Below are 20,366 nucleotides of genomic sequence, written 5' to 3' on the forward strand. Positions count from 1 at the left end.
AATCAGGATAAAACGGCTTTCAACAACTGGATATTTCACAAAGGTAACTTTTTGGGGGAAATTTGGCCTAAAAGGTGACGGGCATTATTTTCACTTCGGTGTAGGTAGCCGTAATCAGAACATAGCGGGTCAGGGCATCCTCCCGGTCGTCAATACCGAGCAAAGCCTTAAATTCCCCCAGAGGGACCAGGGAAAAGAGCCGTTCTTGTTTTGGTGTATTGCCCATAATGGAGAAAGGATAAGCCCGAAATTTCAGGCCAAAACATAGGGCCGCCGCCCTATCCGGAAGCTTTTAGAAACAACTTACCAGAGTTATTTCTGATTTCTATGTAATAAAAATTATTGACTTTATTGTAAACTTAATGTTATTATAGTTGAGATTAATAAAGGCAGGAAATGGCTTATGACAAATCTCGTATTATCATCCAGTTTTTTTACCTCATTTATGGAATTACCTAAGCATGCCCAGGATAAAGTTAGAGACTTTTTCGAAAAATTTTGTAAAAATCCAAATTTGCCAGGAATACGATTTAAGTCAATTAATAAACATAATGGCAAGCAATTATATTCTGTACGAATTAATGATAATTATCGTGGAATAATTTGTAAAGATGAAAATGATTCAATAATTCATCTTCTATGTGTCGATAAACATGATGACGCTTATGAATGGGCGGATAGTAAAAAACAATTAAATGGTGAACCCGCAACTATTTTATTTTATGGTAAAGATTATTATAAGGAAAATGGGATAACTTTAAAACAAGGAACAAAATTATTTGCACGTATCTCTAATAAGGACCTTCTTTATCTAGGTGTCCCACAACAGCACCTATCTCTGATAAGAGGAATTTCAGATATTAATACTTTTCAAACATTTAAAGATTTATTACCTGAAAATGTATATGCAAATTTGGAATGGCTGGCCTATGGTTATCACATAAATGATTTGCGGGAAAATGATAAAAAAATAAGATTGAAATTATTTGATTTCATTAACATACAAGTACTGCAACCATGTTTAGTTCATCCTGATTTAGATGAAGATAAAAAAGAAAGCATAAGGGATACAATAAGGATGTTGCAAAATAAAAAAACGGTAAAAGAAATAGTTGATTTTATTGATGATGCCTTAGATAGAAAAAGAGGAAAAGAAATGCATAGCGCATTAAAGGCATGTGGCTTAACAACATTTGAAGATATAGAAAGCGATATTAGGGAAATGGCATATAATACAATATAAACAGTGTCTGTATTTATATTAAGAACTTATTGGGTTTACCATACTTAAATGGAGGGTTCATGTGAAATTCTTTTTTATTTCCATTATTTCAATTTTTTTTATAGTTAGCATATATGCAGAAGGAAGTACTGACTCACAAAGTCAAGCGCTTTTATTTAAACAGAAACGAACCGAATGGGAAGGGGCTCCCGATAGTGCTGTGTTTTATGAGTGCTATTTAGTTCGATATAATAATGACAGTACAACGCTTCTTGATTTTTACTTAAAAACAGGGCAATCTAAAGATTCTATTCTTTTCGTTAGTAATGACACTTCTATGAAAATTAGAGCACAAAATGCAGAAATAATGTTAAAGGAACCTTATATAATATATAAATGTATTGTTTTTTATTCAGTCGCTATGCTGGGTGAAGCAGTAGTGAATATATTTAAGGCCGATCCTGTTAATATAAGAATCGGAATATTGTACGGAGATAAAGCATATTTTTCTGATAACCAGCGTACATGTATTGTATTAGACCAATGGCCGAATCCAACTCTTTTTACAATTTTAGACATGATAGAATATTGGGAAAAAGAATATAATGAGATAATTAGTAATTATGATAAAGGATTAGAAGAAGCAGAAACAGAACAAGAAAAATATTCACTGTTAGAAAGTAAGGCAGAATATATAAAATATTATGAAAATATTATATCACAACCATTATTGAGCCTTGAGTTATAGGGATAGAAAATATGAAAGTAAGCGTTTCACAATTCCTGTATATAGCACTACCATCTTTGGAATAAACGATGATTCTTTTTCATGCAAATTATGGCTATAAAATATAAAAAAATTATTATTTATGCATATAAAATAACAAAGGAGATAATAACATGAAATTGGAAAACAAACTTACTAAAAATAATATAAATGAAGTTATTGATAAATATTTAGAATGTTTAAAAGAAATAAATATGAATGAATTTATGGAAAAAATGTCAAAGCTAAATATCTTAGATTATTTAACTTATTTAAAACGAGATTCCTTTAACAAAGGGCCTTATCCAGATGTATCTATATTTGAAGCTTCGAATAGAATCATGACAGACATGGTAATATTAAATGGTATAAGTATTCTTTTAGAAGGAAGATATCCAAATATTAATTTTTCTGAATATATTGTTGAATATGGAAATGATAGGAATTTAGAACATGACATAAATGCTAAAGAAAATGGTTATATTTTACATGGTGAAGCTTTTAATGTAGCACCATCTTTTTTTCAAAGCAAAAAAACAAAAGCGTTGGCAAAATTAAGAAAAAATATGATCGATAATAAAACGATTTCAATATTACTATTTAATAAAGATTCTGTAAATATTAAATATAAACCAAAATTAAAAAATAGCGAGTATTTTATTCCAGTTGAAATAAATGTTAAAATATAAATTTTATAGGTAGGAATTATTATGATTATTCATAAATTAGGTTCTAGATATTATGTTTTACGTTGTATAGATTGCGGAGCAGAGGAAGAATTTTTTTCCAAAGAAGATGCAAGAAAATTTATTTATGAAGAAACAAATGGATGGATTTATGTTGAGCAAGAAGGAACATATTGTAGTTCTTGTAGAAAATCTATAAAGGTAGAAAAAACTACATATAGATTCCAATTTTCTAATGGAAAAAGTTTTTTGGAGGAAATTGAAGATCTTAAAGATCAAGGATTTGACCCTCATGATTATTAAAATTGGTCAATGCGGGTAACCTGGCACCGAAAATGTAAAGGCCAATGGATTTCATGGGTTAAATATTGTTGAGAAAAATGAGCGAGAAGTTTTTAACATAAGTTGATTTTTCATCATTGTAATATTATAGGCTGTACAGAATAATAGCCATAGTACAATTTTGTAATCTGACGCTTTTTTCATTGTCAATTTATACTACAGGCGAATTAGATAAGGAGATATAAATATGAATAAAATATTATTTTACTTTTGTTTTTTAATGTCATTTTTGATTATTATATTTTGTGGATTTAAAATTTATATCTTTCCATCAATAGGAAATTTTCCCTATGAAAATTTTAACAAAATAATATACGATATTTCTCTTGGGATTATTTCTGCTTACATATTTTATTTTGTAATAGAATATATTCCAAATATTGAAAATTCAAAAAAAGCATATAAAGTATTACATTCGCAATTTGTTGATATTAAACACAACCTAAAAAATATTGTTGGTGTTTTAAATGGTATAGTCCTTATTAAAGAAGATAATAAATTTGAGTATGATGATAATAAAATATATTTTAAAATAGAAAACGTATTTTATTATGAAAAAATAAATGAATTCATAGATTACAATATTAAATATTTATATTCTAAAATAAATAAATTAATATTTATACCAATATATAGAGATATAGATAAAAATATTTCAGATATTATTTCAAAAATAAATTCTTCTACTTTTCTTGATAACACATTAAAAAATGTCTGTAAATCAGATAGTAAAACAAGAAGTAAAACTGTGTATGGAAATGCTTTTAAGGATAATAAAAACTTTATTATTTTGTATCAAAAATTAAATAAAACAAAATCATTTTCAAAAGCGATATTAATGGAAAATGAAGAAATAGCTATATATAATGAAAGAATAAATTCTGCTAATAGTATAATAGAACAAAATTATAAAGGGATACGATATTTAAATGGGATTGGTATAGGAAAAATATAAATTGAATTAAACTACAAATTACATCACCACAGAAACCACCCCATTATCCTCGCAAGCCCGCCCATATACCAGCAGCGGCGCCTGGCCAAACTGGGGCGTCAAGGGTGACAGGCACCAGAATTTTGTAGTGTCCCTTTTCAATGAGACACTACAGATAGCGTATAGTGCATAAGGGCAACGCAAGTGCCCGGCCTGCCCGTAGCCTTGCTATGAATAATGGTTTTTTTTCCAAAATACCATTTGAAACCATCTGGACGGCATTTGAAATTTTATTTCAAGTCATTAGTATTACATTAAAAACACTGCCAGTAAAATTTCCCTATTTTTTTAAATATACTCAGAATTTATTTTACAAAATATAATGCCATGGTTATACTATATTTATCAGCATTTCAATGATTTGTTGGGGACGCCCCGTTTTATGTGGCTAACGGGGCGTCCCATTTTTCTGGGAGCAAACAGGTGCCTGTCACCATTTTTACCGGTAGTATCCTTCGCGCGAGAAAAACTAAGATAAGCGGATGTCAGGCACCCTTGCGTTGCCACCAATGTAAAATCATGCTTTATATAATTCTTTATTTAACCATTTCAATTTTTTACCAATTGGTAAACCAGACATAGGAATTTCCTTATTATTAATTTTATCTATAAATAATTCAATATATTTATCAAATGCTAGTATTATAAATTTATCATTATTAATATCGCACTTTGTTTCTAATTGCTCAATAATATTTTTACTCCATAATTTTCTGTCACTTATGCTCTTTGATCTTAATTCAACATTGTATGGTTCAATTTCATCATCACTTTCTAAAACACCATATTTTGAGGAGATAATAAAAATACGATCTGGTTTTAAAATATTTGCATATTCATAAGCTTTTTCAAAATATGATCCGTGATATAAATATTTCGCTTTTGTTTTATAGTTATTCTGAGTTTTAACACAAGACAACAAAACAATTTTCATTTAATTATCCTTTATCTATTGTAATAATCTACTATATGTTCTTTTATCAAAGAATGATAATATCCATCTTTTATTTGGATGATTATAATAAAGTAGTTCTGCTCTAGTCTTAATTTTACTTTTTACAAATTCAATTTCAATCATTTTATTTGTTTTATTACGATTGCCAGGGTCATTTACAGAAGAGTCCAGTAATTCAATAACATAAGAAAAATCACATATGTTCCAAGCAAGGCAAAGTAATGCAAAAATTTTTGTACCAGATTCTTGACCATATATCATATTTCTATGAAAAGACAAAATCAAATTATATTTTTCCCTAGTACCATATTCTTCTTTATATTCTATAGGGTGTTCGTTTATAAACTTTTCAATACCCTCTTCAATTGATTTTCCACCATAATCAATATCATAAAAAAGGTCATCTAAAACTTTACTGCCATATTGGCTGTCATACCAAATTGAAGAATAGAGTAATGAATAGGCTATCACTTTATCAGAATCAACATCCTGAGCATATAGGTTATTCATTGTCAAAAAAATTAAGCCAATTATGGATAAACATAGCATTCTCTTCATTTTTCACCTTTAAATATTTTAATGCAAAATATTGCTATTGCCTGGCACCGGTTTCGGCTGCCAAAGCCTTCCCGAGTTTCTTTTGAATAGCAACGGTATGCCATCTTTTACTTCTTAAAAATACATGACTTCAAAACATCAGATTAACAATAGGGCTTGGGGTGAAATTAGTCAAGTAAATTGGAAAAAAATACCACCAATAGGACGGTATATCCATCTAGCAGTGGGTTGGAAAGGTGACAGCCACCAAATTTGGGTTTAGACATGAAATTTGCGGGTTTCCCTTGCATACTACACAATAGTATAGTATAACGAAGCTATGACACAACTAGAGATTGGAACTTGCTCCGGTGCCAGGCACTCTTTTTATCACACCCCGACCACCCGCCCCACCTCCACCGAAACCGCCCCGTTATCCTCGCACACCCTTCCATACACCAGCAGAGGCGCCTGGTCAAACAGCAGCCGCCCATACCGCTCATACACCCCGGGAAAAATCACCGTCTCATACAGCGCCGTCTCATCCTCAAAGGTCAGAAAGCTCATAGCAAGCCCGTCCTTAGTCCAGACCTCTTTCTGCGTCACCGGCCACCCCAGAAGACAAACCTGCTGCCCAATATATTCGCCGACATACCGCCCCTTAACCCGCCGCAATCCTCTAATCTTATCCTTCCACAGCGCAAGCGGATGCAGCCCCCGCAGAAACCCCAGCGCCCGGTACTCCTCCCATAACTCCTCATCACCCGTTTTCTGCTTCACCGGAGCCGGAGCCAGTACAGCCGCCCCACCAGCCCGGTAAACAGGCGTAATCTCCGCAGCAAATAATTCATCCTGCCCCTTACGGCCCGCCCCGGTATGGGCCTTCAACAATTCCCGCGCCTGCAACGCCCTGGGCAAGCCCCCGGCAATGCCGTCAAACACCCCTGCAGGGCAGAGCGCGATCACATCATCCCTGTCCAAGCGTACCCGCCGCAAGAAATCTGCCATCGACCGGAACTCCCCGCCCTTCTCGCGCTCCGCAACAATCGCCGCCCCCCCGGAAGCAGACAGCCCCTTAACCGCCATCAGCCCCACAACAACCCGCTTCCCCATGCCGTAGTACCGCCAGCGGCTCGTATTCACATCCGGCCCTTCCACAATCAGCCCCATCCTCCGGCACTCCGCAATATACGCATGGGGCCTATAATATCCCCCCTGATTGGACAACACCGCCGCCATAAACTCACCCGGATGGTGAACCCGCAGATACGCCGACTGAAACGAAACCATCGCATAGGAAGCCGAATGGGGCTTACAAAAACTATACCCGTCAAAAGACAGCATCATTTCCCAAATCTTCTGAATCACCTCATCAGCAACACCATTCTTCCTGCACCCCTCAAAAAACTGCTTTTCATAAACAGCCAGCTTAACCCCCGCTTTCTTGGCAATAACCTTCCGCAGCTTATCCGCCTCAACTTCGTCAAACCCCGCCAGAGCCACCGCAGTTTTACTCACATCCTCCTGGTAACACAGAATCCCGTAGGTCTCGTCCAGGATATACGCCAGCCGTGGATGAAGCGGCGCCCATTCCCCGCCCTTGAGCCGCCTGACATACTCGTTAATAAACTTATTCGCCGCAGGCCGAATGATACTGGAATGAATAACAATATGAGCAAAGTCCCCAGCCCCGGTCTTTTTCTGCAACTGCCGCATAGCCGGGGACTCGATATAGAACACCCCCATGGAATCCCCACGGGCCAACGCCGCCACGGTAGGCCCATCCTCAATAGGCCGCCATGTATCCCGGTCAATGGCAATCCCCTGTTCCCCCAGATTTGCCAAGGCATCCCGTATAACCGCCAAAGACCTATTCCCCAGCAAGTCAATCTTCACAAACCCCGCGCTTTCGGTCCCATCCTTTTCCCAGCTTAAAAGAGGGTATCCATCCAGAGAACTTTCAATCGGCACATACCGGTCTATCCGTTCCGGCGTAATTACCAATCCCCCGCAGTGCATGGATAACCCACGGGGCAGCCCTTCAATTTTTTTTGCAATGCCCAGTATTTCTACCCAGAGCGGATCACTCACACCCGATTTATCCCCAAAGTGAAACAACTGTTTTTCTATTTGCGAAATCTCAGCGTCCCCAAACCCATATGCCTTTGCCGCTTCACGAAACGCCGACCGGGGCCTGAACATATTATGATTGGCCACCCGTGCGCAGTGTTCAGGCCCAAACCGCTCTATCACCCGCTTAATCAGATCGTCCCGTTCATCCCAGGCAAAGTCTACATCAATATCAGGCGGGTCAGGCCGCGCCGGATTCAGAAACCGCTCAAAATACAGCTTGTGCGCCAGGGGATCAACATTGGTAATCCCCAGGGAGTAGGACACAATAGAAGCCGCCCCCGATCCTCTCCCGCAAGTCCGGGAAGCCATGCGGACAATATCGTCCATCACGAGGAAATAGGGCGCAAACCCCTTGCTGTTGATAATCCCCAATTCATACTCAATCCGCCCCAGCTCAGCGTCCCCCAGTTCCCCATACCGGGCCGCCGCCCCTTCCAGAACCCGGCTATACAATTCCTCCCCAGGCGATAGTTCCGTTGTGTATCCGGGAAAAATCCAGTCCTCAAATAGTTCATGGTACACGCAGGCCGCGCTAATCTCTTTCGTTCCCTTCACTGCCTCAGGCCATGACCGCAGGCGCCCCTCCAGGGCCGCATCAGAAAGGAGCAAATGGCCGTCTTTTTTTACCGTGTCCCCTTCGCCCAAATTACCCACCGTTTTACCCAAGCCAATAGCCCGTAAAGCCCGGTGAACCGGGTAATCCTCTTTTTCCAAAAACAGTGCGGTATCCAGAAAGGCCAGGGGTATACCAAGCCTGCGGCAGGGGCCAATGGCCCCAAGGGAATCAGGCGTTATTGCCCCATACAAAGCCTTAGTGCGTCCTGCCAAAGCTTCTAAAATAATTTCATCCGATGAAGCCAGAATAAGCCCGGCAGAATTTTGCCGCAGCAATGATACGGGCTTGTAATTTTCCGTATCCCGGTTTCTCATGGTCAGCAGTTCGCAGAGCCGGGAATATCCCCGCCTGTCCCGGACAAAGCAATACACCAGCCCCTTATCAGGCACGGTAAGGCAAGCGCCAATAATAGGGCGCACTCCCATTTCCTTAGACTTTTCCAGAATAACCGGAAGCCCGTACAGATTATCCCGGTCAGTAAAACTAACGGTATCGGTGCCACAGGTTTTGACAGCTTGTATCAAATCCTCCGGCCTCCGCACCCCATAGAGCAAAGAGTAAGCCGAACAAAGCCCCAGCCGTTCAAGCATTAGAAACACCCGGTAAAGCCAGCGCAGGCCCCCTCCGGGAAGCCGCCAACACCGCCCCGGTAGTCAGCATAGCCAGCCCGTATTTATTCCGCACCTTATCCGCCGCTTCCTGCAATTTCCGCTGTTTTGTATCTTCCGCTATCTCGAACAAATCAGGCGACCACCCCAAAGGCCGCAGATCCCCCAGGGTCAGCGTAATACTCCGAACCCTCAGCCGCCGCACCACCGCTTTCAGGTACACCCGTTCCGCCACCCCCGCAATATCCCTATCCGTAACACAAAGCCGCCTGAGTTTTTCCTGCCCCTCCACCCGGACCCCATCAGCGTACACAATGCCCAGAGCCACCGCCCCAGCCCCCCATTTCTGCCCCCGCATTTCAATGCCCCCCGTTTCCGCCAGAAACATAAGAGCGCCCCGGATAACATCAAAATCCAGAGTATCCTCCGCAAGCTCCAAATGTTTTTCTATCCGCCGTTCCCCCAGAAAAGCCGCCACCACCGGGCTATCATCAATACCCCGCGCCGTGTCCCTGAGCCGCCTTCCATGCTTCCCGAAAAGGGCAATCGCCTCCCCGTCAGAAAGGCAAGCCAGCTCCCCAATTTCCCGCAGCCCCGTAACCGCCGCAGTCCGCAAAAGGGACGGCCCCATACCGGGAAGCAAACACAAATCCTGGTGAACCAAAAAATCCGGTTCCCCCCCGGCCTGAATCTGGATAAGCCCCATAGGCCGAATAGTCCGGGTCGCAATCTTGCCAACCAGCTTATTACCCGCCACCGCCGCCGCAGGGCGTATGCCAACCCGTTCCAGCATCTCCCGCAGAATCCGGCTCGCACAGTCCGCCGCAGGCCCGAACAGCCGGGCCGTCCCGGTCAGGTCCAAATACAAATTGCCAAATTGGTCATTCTCATAAATCGGCGCATACACCGAAGCAATCTTTTCCATTTCCCTATTCATAGCCGCATACGAAGCAGGGTCAGGCGCCAACACCGGCAAATCCCTCACCAGCCGTTCCGCCGCCGCCAATGCCATACCGGGGCTAATCCCCTCCCGCAAAGCCTCAGGCGAAAGGTCCAGAACCAGCGCCCGCCCCCCCGTAGCCCCGGCAACGACAAAAGGCCGCCCCCGGAGCGCCGTATCCTTTTGGGCCGCCACCGCCGCCCGGAACCCGATAATATTAAGATGGCAAACCGCCCGGTTTATGTTCCCCATGTTCAGCCCGATGTTTCGCCCAATCCCGCCCGTTTCAAAATTTCCAACAGCGTTTGTGCGTTCTGTACCGCCTGCCCCCGCGCATGGTTGTTAAAGTACACCAGAATTCTATCTGCCTGCACTTCAATCCGCCGTATCCGGTCAAGCCAGGCTTCAAGCTCCCGCTCATTATACAGGTAGTCATACCGGGCCACCTCATCGGACCCCCACCATGCCCCGGCATTCCGCCCATGGAGCCGGATATACGCAAAGGGCGCCGTAACCACATCCAGAGCCGGGGGCAGCTTCGCCAAATCCGGCATATCCAGCGCCACCAGCGCCGCCCCCTGTTTTCGCATACCCTCGATCATCCTCGCGGTATACCAGTCCGCCACCCGGAATTCCACCGCAAGGGGAACCCCCTGAAAACAAGAAAGCACATCCCGCAAATAGCGCCGATTCTCAGTTGTATAATGGAACGAATAGGGAAACTGGAATAAAACCGCTTCCAGCCGCCCGGCTTGCATAACCGGCTCAATGGCTTCCCGGTATGTCTCCGCCTCAGCCTTCCAGTTATTAGGGTCAATTTTATGGGTCAGGCTCTGGTGCGCCTTTGCGGAAAAGCCCAAGCCCGGCCCCCCGTCAACAAGCATTTTTGCCAAATTTACCGCCTTGGGCATGGAATAGTAGGTATAGTCCAGCTCGACCGTATTAAACCGCTCCGCATACAGGGATAGATAGCCCTCTTTTTTGGTTCCCAGGGGGTACACCGGCCCCAGCCAGTCGGTATAATAAAAGCCGCAGGTTCCTATTAAAATTTTCGCCATAATCAGCCCTACAAACCCCTTTACAAATCGGCGTATTGCCTATAAAATTCACTCATGGTGATTAAAATAATCACTTGATTTTAACTGTAGATCAGGGCAATAGAGGGTGTCAATGGAAACCGAGGAAGAACGCTATAATTTTCTTCAAAAACGCTCCGGTTTATCAAAATTGGAGTTTGCCCGGAGCCTGGGGGTCTCAAAAGAGCGGGGGTATTCCCTCTCAAAAGGCATTTACCACGCTTCTCGTGAAATCCTGGACAAATTGTCCTCCGTATATAACGTCAACCTAAACTGGTTCCTTCTGGGGGAAGGCTCCCCCTTTGAAACCGAAAAAGCCACTATCAAGCTGCTTCGTCAGGAAGCCGCCGCCGGACGGGGCCGGGAGATAGAAGACTACGCCGAGGAGGAGACCCTCAAACTCCCCCGATCCCTTATCAGCCCCTACCGCCCGGAAAACCTACAGGCCGTCTATGTCGCCGGAGACTCCATGATAGGCGAACACATCTACAATGGCGATGCGGTTATTTTTTACCCTGGCCTTACCGAAGGCAACGGCATCTATGTCCTGTCCCTGGACACCGCATTACTGGTCAAGCGGGTGTCCTTTGACAACCTCCCCCGGTCAGTCTCCCTCATCAGCGCCAACCCTGCCTATCCTCCCCGGCAGATAAGCGGGGCGGAACTGGAAAATCTGCGGATCGAGGGGCGGGTGGTTACTTGTGTCCACAAAGTTTGATAGTATAGCTCATAAGGAAGGCCATTATTGGATAAAAAACGGGGAACTATGAATAAAGAACAGCCCAGCTTAAAAGAATTTATTAAATCTACGTTGCTTGATATTAATTGTGCGGTTATAGAAGCAAAAAAAGAAGGCATTCCAATAGCATACAGACAATATAACAATGATATATTGCCAATCTTAAAAACAGTAGAATTCGATATAGCCATACAAGTATCGGAAGATGAAAGTTCAGGTAAAAATAAAGGAGCTGGCTTTGGCATTTCCGTTGTCAATTTAAATATTTCATCTGACAAGGAAAAAACTCATCTACAAAATTTGACTAATAGAATTAAATTTTCTGTGGATTTATTTTTAGGTTTAGAAAAGGAAGATAATCAAATATAACATGAACCCCTTTGAAACAGTCATCCAAAAATACCGTGACACCGCCTTCTCCGAACGGGACAAAGGCTACCGCTTTGAAAAACTCATGCAGGAATACCTCAAATCCGATCCACTCTATGCTGCTCAGTGGAGCAATGTCTGGCTATGGGGCGATTTCCCCTCCCGGAATGACTTTTCAGGCAAGGATACCGGAATAGACCTGGTTGCTCGTACCATCCACGGCGATTATTGGGCTATCCAATGCAAATGCTTCAAAGAAGATACCCGGATCAACAAGCCGATGGTAGACACCTTTCTGTCCACCTCCGGCAAATCCTTCTACGATGTTCTGGAGCCAGGTAAAAAAGTCCGCTTCTCATGCCGCTTATGGCTTGATACCACCATAGCCGGGTTTAACCCCGAAGCCGAAAATGTCATAAAAGGACAAAGCCCCGAAGTCAAACGCCGGGGTTATTACGACCTTGTTGACGCCCCCGTAGATTGGGCCAAACTGGACAAAGGAAGTTCCGGCGAACAGGCCGTAAAAAAGCGGTACAGCCCCAAACCCCACCAGCAGACCGCCATTGATGCTACCCATAACTACCTAAAGACCAGCGACCGTGGCAAACTAATAATGGCCTGCGGAACCGGCAAGACTTTTACCAGTCTCCGTATAGCGGAAAACGAAACAGGGGGTAAAGGCTTTGTACTTTTTCTTGTCCCTTCTATTGCCCTTTTGGGCCAAACCCTCCGGGAATGGTCCGCCCAGGCACAGGAACCCATATACCCCATCTGTATTTGTTCAGACGCCCAAGTCTCAAAGACCAAAGATGATGATTCTGTCGTTGATTTAGCCTTGCCAGCTTCCACCAGCATTAAAAATATTACCCAACAATACGACCGTGCCATCGCTTCACAAAAGAAGTCAGGCGGCTTAGTGGTAGTATTTTCAACCTACCAATCCATAGACGTAATCAGCCAGGTACAGAAGTCCATAAACAAACAAAAACAAGGCTCATTTCTATTTGACCTCATTATATGTGATGAAGCCCACCGCACCACCGGCGTAACTATTTCCGGCCAGGACGAATCAGCCTTTGTAAAAGTCCACGACGACAAATTCCTCAAAAGCAAAAAACGAATCTACATGACCGCAACCCCCCGGCTTTATTCCGAATCGGCGCAGAAAAAAGCAAAAGAGGCGGATGCCCTTTTATGCTCAATGGATGATACCAAACTATATGGCGAAGAAATGTACCGTATCGGCTTTGGCGAAGCCGTAGATAAAGAATTGCTGTCCGATTATAAAGTCATCGTCTTAACCATCGAAACAGAACAGTTAAACGAAAAATTAAAAGCCTCCATTGAAAAACACAATACCAACGAAAACAAGGAAATCGAAGTAGAAGAAGCTCTAAAAATTATCGGTTGTATCAATGCCCTCTCCAAAAAATCTTTAACCGATAAAGAAATATTTGAAAACATAGACCCCCAGCCCATGCACAGCGCCGTTGCCTTCTGTCAGAACATCGCCATATCAAAGGCAACCGCCGAAGCTTTTAATGATGTAAGAGAAGCCTATTTTGAAAGCCTCACCGAAGAACAGCGCAAGGAAATTGTTACCGTAGAATCGGACCATGTTGACGGCACTATGGGAGCGCAGACCAGGGAACGGAAATTGCAATGGCTTAAATCGGCGGATACCGGAAAGCAGGATTGCCATATCCTCAATAATGTCCGCTGTCTTTCCGAAGGGGTAGATGTACCTTCCCTGGACGCCGTTATGTTCCTCTCCGCTCGGAACAGCCAGATTGATGTAGTCCAGTCCGTAGGCCGGGTAATGCGAAAGGCCCCCAATAAAAAATACGGCTATATCATTATCCCCGTGGTTGTACCGAGTACAGCGGAACCGGAAAAAATCCTTGCCTCCGACCGCTTTAATGTGGTATGGACCGTCCTTAATGCCCTCCGCGCCCATGATGACCGTTTTAACGCTACCATCAATAAAATCGAACTCAATAAAAAGAAGCCCGATAAAATCAAAGTAACCGGAACCAGCATAGGCGGGGCCGCCGTTGATGGGGATGATGACAGCGGGAGCGGCGCCACAAAGGATCGGAAACTAAAATCCGAATTCCAGAAACAAATGGAACTGGAATTCGCCCAATTCCAGGGTTATATTTATGCCAAAATGGTACAGAAATGCGGCAACCGTTTATATTGGGAACAGTGGGCCGCCGATGTTGCCAATATTGCCGAGCGGCATATCGAACAAATCACCGCCATTGTTTCCCAGCCAGGAAAGCCCAAGGACGAATTCACCCGCTATCTATCGGGCTTGCAGAAAAACATAAACCCTTCCGTATCACAAAAAGACGCTATAGAAATGCTGGCCCAGCACATCATCACCCAGCCGGTATTTGAAGCCCTTTTTGAGGATTATTCTTTTGTCAAAAACAACCCCGTATCCCAATCCATGCAGGGTATTATCAATGTCCTTAATGAAAAAACAACCAAAGAGGACAGCGAGCAGCTTGACCGCTTCTATGTATCTGTCCGCAAACGTGCCGAAGGTTTAGACAATGGCGAAGCCAAACAGAGGGTAATCAGCGATCTTTACGATAAGTTTTTCCGTACCGCCTTCCCACTGGTAACTGAAAAATTGGGGATAGTGTATACCCCGGTGGAAATTGTAGATTTTATTATTCACAGCGTCGAGGATGTTTTACAAAAAGAATTCTCTCGCAGCCTATCCGACGAAAATGTCCATATCCTTGACCCCTTCACGGGGACCGGGACCTTTATAACCCGCCTGCTCCAAAGCGGCATAATCCGCCCGGAAGATTTAGAACGGAAGTATAACAAGGAAATCCACGCCAACGAAATAATGCTATTGGCCTATTATATCGCTTCAATTAACATTGAGAATGTGTACCATGATTTATTAAAATCCATTGACCCCTATAATGAAGCATTTTTAGAGCCTATTAAGGAATTAGCCGTTGCAGATTCCGGGGCAAAAGCCAAAATTAAGAAATTCCCAAAAAAAGCGGCTAATCAGGGGTACACAGCTTTTAACGGTATTTGCCTTACCGATACGTTCCAGTTAGGGGAGACAAAAGAAGGCGAAGACCTCTTTAGTGAGATATTTCCTCAAAATTCACGCAGAGTGCAGGAACAACAGAAAACACCGTTACGAGTAATTATTGGTAACCCACCTTATTCAGTAGGGCAAAAGTCTGCTAATGATAACGCGCAGAATCAGCATTACCCAAAACTTGAAGCAAGGATAGCAAATACTTATGCCGCAAATTCTAACGCAACTAATAAGAATTCTCTATATGATTCTTACATAAAAGCCTTCCGTTGGAGTACAGACAGATTGAAGGTTCAAGATGGAGGAGTTATCGCCTTTATTACTAATAGTGGCTGGATCGAGAAAGGTGGTGGTTTAGATGGTATGCGGAAATGTTTAGAAGATGAATTTTCATCAATCTATATTTTTAATTTGCGAGGAGCAATTAAAGGCAGAAGCGGCGAATTAGCAAAACGAGAAGGGCAGAATGTTTTTAATATTTTAACAGGTGTTGCAATAACGATTTTAGTGAAAAAGAAATCTGATATAAACACCAAAGCAACAATCTATTATCGTGATATTGGTGAATATATTAACCGCAAAGAAAAACTTGATATACTAAATAAAGAGAAAACGATATTAGATAGAATAGCAGAATCAGAAATATTGAAACCTAATATACAAAGTGACTGGATATTACAAAGAGGAAATTTATTCTCAACATATATTCCATTAGAGCCATTTAAAAAACTTGATGCAGCTTCAAAAAGTTTTTTCGTTTTATATTCCAATGGTGTGAGTACAAATCGTGATCCGTGGTCTTATAATTCATCAAAAGAAATATTAATTAAGAATATGCGCTCTCATGTTCGATTTTATAACCAACAAGTTGATGAATATAAAACTGCATTGCAAAATAATTCTTCATTGAGTATAGATGATTTTAAAAATAATTCAACTGATAAAATTAAATGGTCAAGTAGTCTTGAAAATAATTTGAAAAACCTGAAAAAGGCTAAATTCGATGTTAACAATATTGTAATATCAACATATAGAACTTTTTTTCAACAATATCTTTATTATGGCGATAAAATGGTACATCGGCCAGGGCAATTTGATCAGTTCTGTCCAAATATTGATACAAAATATTATATTATTTGTGTTCCCGCCATTGGCAACAGAGGAGACTTCTCAACTATAATGACGAATAACATTACTGATTTACATATTTCATCAGATGGTACTCAATGTTTTCCCCTTTATTGGTATGAAAAGAAAAATAAGGTTCAAGGTGGATTATTTGAAAATGTAGAGGATGAATATATTCGCCATGACGCTATTTCAGACTTTATTTTAGAACAGGCTAAAACCCGCTATGGAAACCGGGTAACAAAAGAGGATATTTTCTATTATGTCTATGGTATTCTCCATAGCCTGGAATATCGCAAAATCTTCGCCAACGACCTTAAAAAAATGCTCCCCCGGCTTCCATTAGCAAAAAAGCCTCATGATTTTTGGGAATTTAGCAAAGCCGGAAAAAAACTTGCGGATCTTCATCTAGCTTATGAGGATCAGAAGAAACCCACCGAGGTTAAAGTAACAGGGACAGAGAAAAGAGATTTTATAGTCAACAAAATGGAATTCGCTAAAAAGGATAAGAAGGAACAGAAAGATACTATTATCTATAATGCCCATATAACAATTTCTAACATCCCCGCTAAAGCCTATGAATATGTGGTAAATGGAAAATCCGCTATCGAATGGATAATGGAACGCTACGCCGTAACCACCCACAAGGAGAGCGGTATAACCAATAATCCCAATGACTGGGCTGCGGAGCATGGGGATCCTCGATATATACTGGATTTGTTGTTATCGGTTATTACCGTCAGCGTAAATACGATTGATATTGTGAATGGATTGCCAACGGTAGAGTTTCAAATTTGAATTTACATATATCAAAAATTAACATTGTCAGTAGGTTTGCCTAAATGCCAGATTTAACACACCTTGTTAAAGAAGAAGAAAACCGCAAATTTATACTCACCACCAAGAAACATGGAAATATCCAATTTGATACTTTTTTAGTATGGCGCATAGAATTAGTTTTAGAAAAAGAAAAAGATATTGAAAATATTCCATCAAAATTATTTTGCCTTAATGTTGCCAAATATTTTTTGCTTGATTTCAACGGCTTAAAAATTGATAAGGATTATTATAGAAAAATTAAGGATTTATCTGAAATAAAATTAATCCTGGATGATAATGAAATGCTTAATTTTACAGAATTACTCATAAAAAACAATATTGATGCTATAGAACCGTATGAGATTCAAGATAAACCGGGTGTAAAAGATGATTTCGATATAATTAAACAATATTTTGTTGATGAAAAAAACCGATATGATGCGCTAGTAAAAAGTATGACGGGATTTTTAAATATAAATCTTACGCCCAAGATATTCTCCAACCTTAACGCAATATCAAAATTAACTAACATTAGTTCTATGCTTAATCACCCAGGTATTGACGCAATATCAAAATTATCTAGCGTTAATCCCGCCTTTATATCTTCAAGTCTGGATGAATTATCAAAAACAATTGATATTAAACCTTTACCTATACCCATAACAGAATCTGTAAAAATACCAGAAATTCATGACTATAAATTAGATACTCTTAGGGATATAGAAAAAACCATCCATTCTTTTATTGAAAAATACGAAAACAATGTCTTACTTAACAATGAAATTATAAAACTATCAAATGGAATTTTAGAGGATGTAAATAGAAATATCAAATCACAAATAGATACTGCTGAAAAAAACAGCAAAGAAGCAAAATCGCAAAGTAATTTGGCAATTACAATTTCATTAATTGCTTTACTCATATCTTTTATTTTCGGTGGTATTCAAACATATTTAACGTATAAGTCAAATGTTCAAATTGATATATTAAATATTGGCATTCAAAATTTAAATAACTCAATTAGTACCAATAATGAGTTATATCAAAATATTAAGGAAAATTTACATCAAACGAATGAATATCTTGAATCTTTACCGGAAGACCTGAATAAAACAAATAGAATTTTAGAATCTTTGCCAAATAAAATAATACAATATATACAACCTAAAGACTAGGTTAAAAAGGTGACTGGTACACACAAATTAAATATAAAATGCAATGCAAGAGTGACAGGCACCAGTTAGAGGGGGGAAGTCTCCCCCCCACGCTCCAAACCTGCGGTTTTCCGCTCCCCCCCTCAGCGGGGGGTACCCCCGCAACGCCCCCATGGCAGGCAACGCAGGGGTGCCAGGCACCGGAAATGCCTAGTGTCCCTCGCGCGAGGGACACTACCAGTATCATAGTGTTATTTTTCATTTCAAAGTACCAGGCACCAAAAATCCTAGAGGTAAAGCAAAGGAAAAATCAGCTCTGTTAATTTAATTGAAATTATACAAGGCGTTTTATGAGGGATAACTACGAATACATAGACCCCAATTATATCTATACCTGGGGCAGGAAGCACTTATATGCTTTTCAAATATAAATAACTATATTGGTATCTTCCGAAAACTGAAAATTGATAAAATAAAAAAACCTAAACTATTTTTCATACTCCCATAGCCGCAATTTCCCCATCACATTCATAATCGGTTTTTCATACAAAACAGCCTTGTCAAAAATCCAATGGAAACAGGAAGGCTCAGCAAATTCATCTTTCGAATCATCGATAATATCGGCCAGCTCAGCCTCCCCGACAATACATTGGCTAGGCATAATAAACCCATATTTCTTGGCAGCATTTTTTGCTTCTTCTACAGGCATTTTATAAGTAAGTTTCTCGCCCAAACCATATTGCGTAACTATCTCATTTAAAAACTGAATATACCCTCTAAAAGAATCCGGGGCATCTTTAGGCAGAGGATCATACCCATAATATTTAAGATGGTATTTAGTAAAAACATCCGGCATATACTTTAATTCCGGCCATGCAAGAGGCTTGCCCGAAGCGTGAATAAGCAGCTTCCCCCGGTATTTAGTATCCCAAGTCCTATTTTCAACAGTTTTTATCCCTCTGCAAACAAGCGTAGCATACGGCTGCCGTATCGATAAAACTTTCATAGAAAGATTATAAAACATCAGCAGAAATGATTCAAGCAATTATAAATACTGTTAATCTATACCGCCCCCCGTTCCTTCCCACCCCAGCCCAGCCCAGCCGCATTATTATCACCCCCTAAACAGGGGGTACCCCCGCAAGCCCCCATAAGTCGGAAGAAATTACTACGTAATTTCAAAAACATTTACCTTCGTCCTCCGCCGCCCTTACCCGTTCCATAGGGGTACTCATTCCGTAAGCCCCTTTGGCATGGCCCTCGCCTATGCGCCGGTGAGCGGCGCGCAAGGGCCACGCCAACCCCCTACGGGGGTCGGGTCATCTTTCCCAGCCGCATACCGGGAAATTTACCCGCTCCACCCGCCACCTTTTCTAAAACTAACGTTCACAGTAGCCATCACCCCATTTTGCTGCGGCCGATGGCTATTTTGTTTTTCCCCTCGGGGGGAGCCATGGGGGCGGGGTTTGTGAGCCCCCATGGCCCCCCCCTCTACAGGGGAAAAACAATGGGGGGGTCTGGGGGTAGCGGTGGGTTATCCCATCCACTATCTGTCTGGGTTCATAGAGGGGTTTTGCTATGCGTAGTTACTTTCTAGCTTCAGTTCTGGTTTTCCCTTGCCACCATAACAGAGTCCATTGCTGTCCCTCTGTCTCTTCGGCCAGGGCTTCCATTTTGCCGCCCCCAAGCCTTTCTGCCTTCGGAAACTACTACACCCTAAAACGGTATTTCCACAGCAGAACTGCCGCCCAGCAGTGGGCTGCCCAGGTAGTTGCCGCCCACACTGTGGGCACGGATGGGCAGCTCTCTTTGCTCTAGGTTTCTATACCCCGGCCCTGGCTGCCGGGGGTTATTACTTTTTTGAGAGGTATTCATATGAACGAATACGACGATTTGACCATGGCCGGGATAAATGCCCGCAGAGCACCGCCCCCTTCCACCGCATTAAACACCCGGAAAAAAGCAGCCCCAGCCTTTAAGCCCTATACGCCACAGTTTTCCGAGACTGCTACCGTCACGGTCCGCCGCCTTGCTTGGGCATTAGGCTGCAGTATGCCCGCCACAGTAAACCACCTGGTAGAGCTATTGCCATCACTCTATGCAGCAGAAACAGTCTGCTCCCATTGCCAGGACAAGGAAAAATGTAGCCTCTGTTCCTTCAAAACAGCCGCGCCTACACCGCTAAAAGATTTTATTTACTTATAGG

At 41.7% G+C, this 20,366-nt stretch carries 18 protein-coding genes; 11 read left to right on the plus strand and 7 right to left on the minus strand.

Going from position 1 to position 20,366, the window contains the following annotated elements:
• Window positions 1-67: 67 nt before the first annotated feature.
• On the minus strand, window positions 68-226 hold the full coding sequence (locus tag TREPR_RS18635; protein ID WP_169313393.1) for a hypothetical protein: 159 nt from the start codon (window positions 224-226) through the stop codon (window positions 68-70).
• A 177-nt stretch (window positions 227-403) separates the two neighbouring features.
• Between TREPR_RS18635 and TREPR_RS09640 the strand changes: the two genes are divergently transcribed.
• From TREPR_RS09640 to TREPR_RS09660, 5 genes are all read left to right on the plus strand, one after another.
• On the plus strand, window positions 404-1,243 hold the full coding sequence (locus TREPR_RS09640) for a type II toxin-antitoxin system RelE family toxin (RefSeq protein ID WP_015708123.1): 840 nt from the start codon (window positions 404-406) through the stop codon (window positions 1,241-1,243).
• Window positions 1,244-1,304: 61 nt separating this feature from the next.
• Window positions 1,305-1,970 (plus strand): hypothetical protein, encoded by a 666-nt coding sequence (locus tag TREPR_RS09645; protein ID WP_015708124.1) that lies wholly within the window; start codon window positions 1,305-1,307, stop codon window positions 1,968-1,970.
• Window positions 1,971-2,122: 152 nt separating this feature from the next.
• Complete coding sequence (locus TREPR_RS09650) at window positions 2,123-2,677, plus strand: hypothetical protein (protein WP_015708125.1); 555 nt, start codon at window positions 2,123-2,125, stop codon at window positions 2,675-2,677.
• 21 nt (window positions 2,678-2,698) lie between these two features.
• Window positions 2,699-2,977 carry a hypothetical protein gene (locus TREPR_RS09655; protein WP_015708126.1) on the plus strand — a complete coding sequence of 93 codons (279 nt, stop codon included), beginning with the start codon at window positions 2,699-2,701 and terminating at the stop codon, window positions 2,975-2,977.
• Between the two features lie 226 nt (window positions 2,978-3,203).
• Entirely contained in the window at window positions 3,204-3,971 is a 768-nt protein-coding gene (locus tag TREPR_RS09660) for a hypothetical protein (RefSeq protein ID WP_015708127.1), read from the plus strand.
• 556 nt (window positions 3,972-4,527) lie between these two features.
• Here the strand turns inward: TREPR_RS09660 and TREPR_RS09670 are convergent.
• The 5 genes from TREPR_RS09670 to TREPR_RS09690 all read right to left on the minus strand — a co-directional run bounded on the left by TREPR_RS09670 (window position 4,528) and on the right by TREPR_RS09690 (window position 10,857).
• On the minus strand, window positions 4,528-4,944 hold the full coding sequence (locus TREPR_RS09670) for a DUF6884 domain-containing protein (RefSeq protein WP_015708128.1): 417 nt from the start codon (window positions 4,942-4,944) through the stop codon (window positions 4,528-4,530).
• Between the two features lie 15 nt (window positions 4,945-4,959).
• Window positions 4,960-5,523 carry a hypothetical protein gene (locus TREPR_RS09675; RefSeq protein WP_041611125.1) on the minus strand — a complete coding sequence of 188 codons (564 nt, stop codon included), beginning with the start codon at window positions 5,521-5,523 and terminating at the stop codon, window positions 4,960-4,962.
• A gap of 369 nt (window positions 5,524-5,892) precedes the next feature.
• The gene (dnaE, locus tag TREPR_RS09680; RefSeq protein ID WP_015708129.1) at window positions 5,893-8,841 is read right to left on the minus strand and encodes a DNA polymerase III subunit alpha; all 2,949 of its coding nucleotides are present in this window, start codon (window positions 8,839-8,841) and stop codon (window positions 5,893-5,895) included.
• Window positions 8,834-10,051, minus strand: a complete 1,218-nt coding sequence (locus TREPR_RS09685) for a DNA polymerase Y family protein (RefSeq protein ID WP_015708130.1) — start codon at window positions 10,049-10,051, stop codon at window positions 8,834-8,836. The genes dnaE and TREPR_RS09685 overlap by 8 nt, the downstream gene beginning before the upstream one ends.
• Window positions 10,052-10,053: 2 nt before the next feature.
• Entirely contained in the window at window positions 10,054-10,857 is an 804-nt protein-coding gene (locus TREPR_RS09690; RefSeq protein WP_015708131.1) for a DUF72 domain-containing protein, read from the minus strand.
• Window positions 10,858-10,969: 112 nt separating this feature from the next.
• On the opposite strand from TREPR_RS09690, the gene TREPR_RS09695 reads away from it, so the two are divergent.
• Genes TREPR_RS09695 through TREPR_RS09710 form a run of 4 tightly spaced genes read left to right on the plus strand, consistent with a single transcriptional unit; the run spans window position 10,970 to window position 18,181 of the window.
• Window positions 10,970-11,593, plus strand: a complete 624-nt coding sequence (locus TREPR_RS09695) for a LexA family transcriptional regulator (RefSeq protein WP_015708132.1) — start codon at window positions 10,970-10,972, stop codon at window positions 11,591-11,593.
• 27 nt (window positions 11,594-11,620) lie between these two features.
• A complete protein-coding gene (locus TREPR_RS09700) occupies window positions 11,621-11,983 on the plus strand; it encodes a hypothetical protein (RefSeq protein WP_015708133.1) in 363 nt (120 codons plus the stop codon).
• Between the two features lies 1 nt (window position 11,984).
• The gene (locus tag TREPR_RS09705; protein WP_015708134.1) at window positions 11,985-16,985 is read left to right on the plus strand and encodes a DEAD/DEAH box helicase; all 5,001 of its coding nucleotides are present in this window, start codon (window positions 11,985-11,987) and stop codon (window positions 16,983-16,985) included.
• Window positions 16,986-17,029: 44 nt separating this feature from the next.
• On the plus strand, window positions 17,030-18,181 hold the full coding sequence (locus TREPR_RS09710) for a hypothetical protein (protein WP_015708135.1): 1,152 nt from the start codon (window positions 17,030-17,032) through the stop codon (window positions 18,179-18,181).
• 466 nt (window positions 18,182-18,647) lie between these two features.
• On the opposite strand, the gene TREPR_RS09715 is transcribed toward TREPR_RS09710, so the two are convergent.
• Entirely contained in the window at window positions 18,648-19,205 is a 558-nt protein-coding gene (locus tag TREPR_RS09715; RefSeq protein ID WP_041611126.1) for an ASCH domain-containing protein, read from the minus strand.
• Window positions 19,206-19,738: 533 nt separating this feature from the next.
• Between TREPR_RS09715 and TREPR_RS18435 the strand changes: the two genes are divergently transcribed.
• Both TREPR_RS18435 and TREPR_RS18215 read left to right on the plus strand, forming a co-directional pair.
• A complete protein-coding gene (locus TREPR_RS18435; RefSeq protein WP_148257283.1) occupies window positions 19,739-19,978 on the plus strand; it encodes a hypothetical protein in 240 nt (79 codons plus the stop codon).
• Between the two features lie 57 nt (window positions 19,979-20,035).
• Entirely contained in the window at window positions 20,036-20,365 is a 330-nt protein-coding gene (locus TREPR_RS18215; RefSeq protein WP_015708138.1) for a hypothetical protein, read from the plus strand.
• Window position 20,366 lies beyond the last annotated feature (1 nt).

Origin of the sequence: Treponema primitia ZAS-2 (genome assembly GCF_000214375.1) — a bacterium.
GTDB classification, from domain to species: Bacteria; Spirochaetota; Spirochaetia; order Treponematales; family Breznakiellaceae; genus Termitinema; species Termitinema primitia.

Coding starts and splice junctions, on each gene's coding strand:
- TREPR_RS18635 (WP_169313393.1), bottom strand. CDS start 226: ATGGGCAATACACCAAAACAAGAACGGCTCTTTTCCCTGGTCCCTCTG.
- TREPR_RS09640 (WP_015708123.1), top strand. CDS start 404: ATGACAAATCTCGTATTATCATCCAGTTTTTTTACCTCATTTATGGAA.
- TREPR_RS09650 (WP_015708125.1), top strand. CDS start 2,123: ATGAAATTGGAAAACAAACTTACTAAAAATAATATAAATGAAGTTATT.
- TREPR_RS09655 (WP_015708126.1), top strand. CDS start 2,699: ATGATTATTCATAAATTAGGTTCTAGATATTATGTTTTACGTTGTATA.
- TREPR_RS09660 (WP_015708127.1), top strand. CDS start 3,204: ATGAATAAAATATTATTTTACTTTTGTTTTTTAATGTCATTTTTGATT.
- TREPR_RS09670 (WP_015708128.1), bottom strand. CDS start 4,944: ATGAAAATTGTTTTGTTGTCTTGTGTTAAAACTCAGAATAACTATAAA.
- TREPR_RS09675 (WP_041611125.1), bottom strand. CDS start 5,523: ATGAAGAGAATGCTATGTTTATCCATAATTGGCTTAATTTTTTTGACA.
- dnaE (WP_015708129.1), bottom strand. CDS start 8,841: ATGCTTGAACGGCTGGGGCTTTGTTCGGCTTACTCTTTGCTCTATGGG.
- TREPR_RS09685 (WP_015708130.1), bottom strand. CDS start 10,051: ATGGGGAACATAAACCGGGCGGTTTGCCATCTTAATATTATCGGGTTC.
- TREPR_RS09690 (WP_015708131.1), bottom strand. CDS start 10,857: ATGGCGAAAATTTTAATAGGAACCTGCGGCTTTTATTATACCGACTGG.
- TREPR_RS09695 (WP_015708132.1), top strand. CDS start 10,970: ATGGAAACCGAGGAAGAACGCTATAATTTTCTTCAAAAACGCTCCGGT.
- TREPR_RS09705 (WP_015708134.1), top strand. CDS start 11,985: ATGAACCCCTTTGAAACAGTCATCCAAAAATACCGTGACACCGCCTTC.
- TREPR_RS09710 (WP_015708135.1), top strand. CDS start 17,030: ATGCCAGATTTAACACACCTTGTTAAAGAAGAAGAAAACCGCAAATTT.
- TREPR_RS18435 (WP_148257283.1), top strand. CDS start 19,739: ATGCGTAGTTACTTTCTAGCTTCAGTTCTGGTTTTCCCTTGCCACCAT.
- TREPR_RS18215 (WP_015708138.1), top strand. CDS start 20,036: ATGAACGAATACGACGATTTGACCATGGCCGGGATAAATGCCCGCAGA.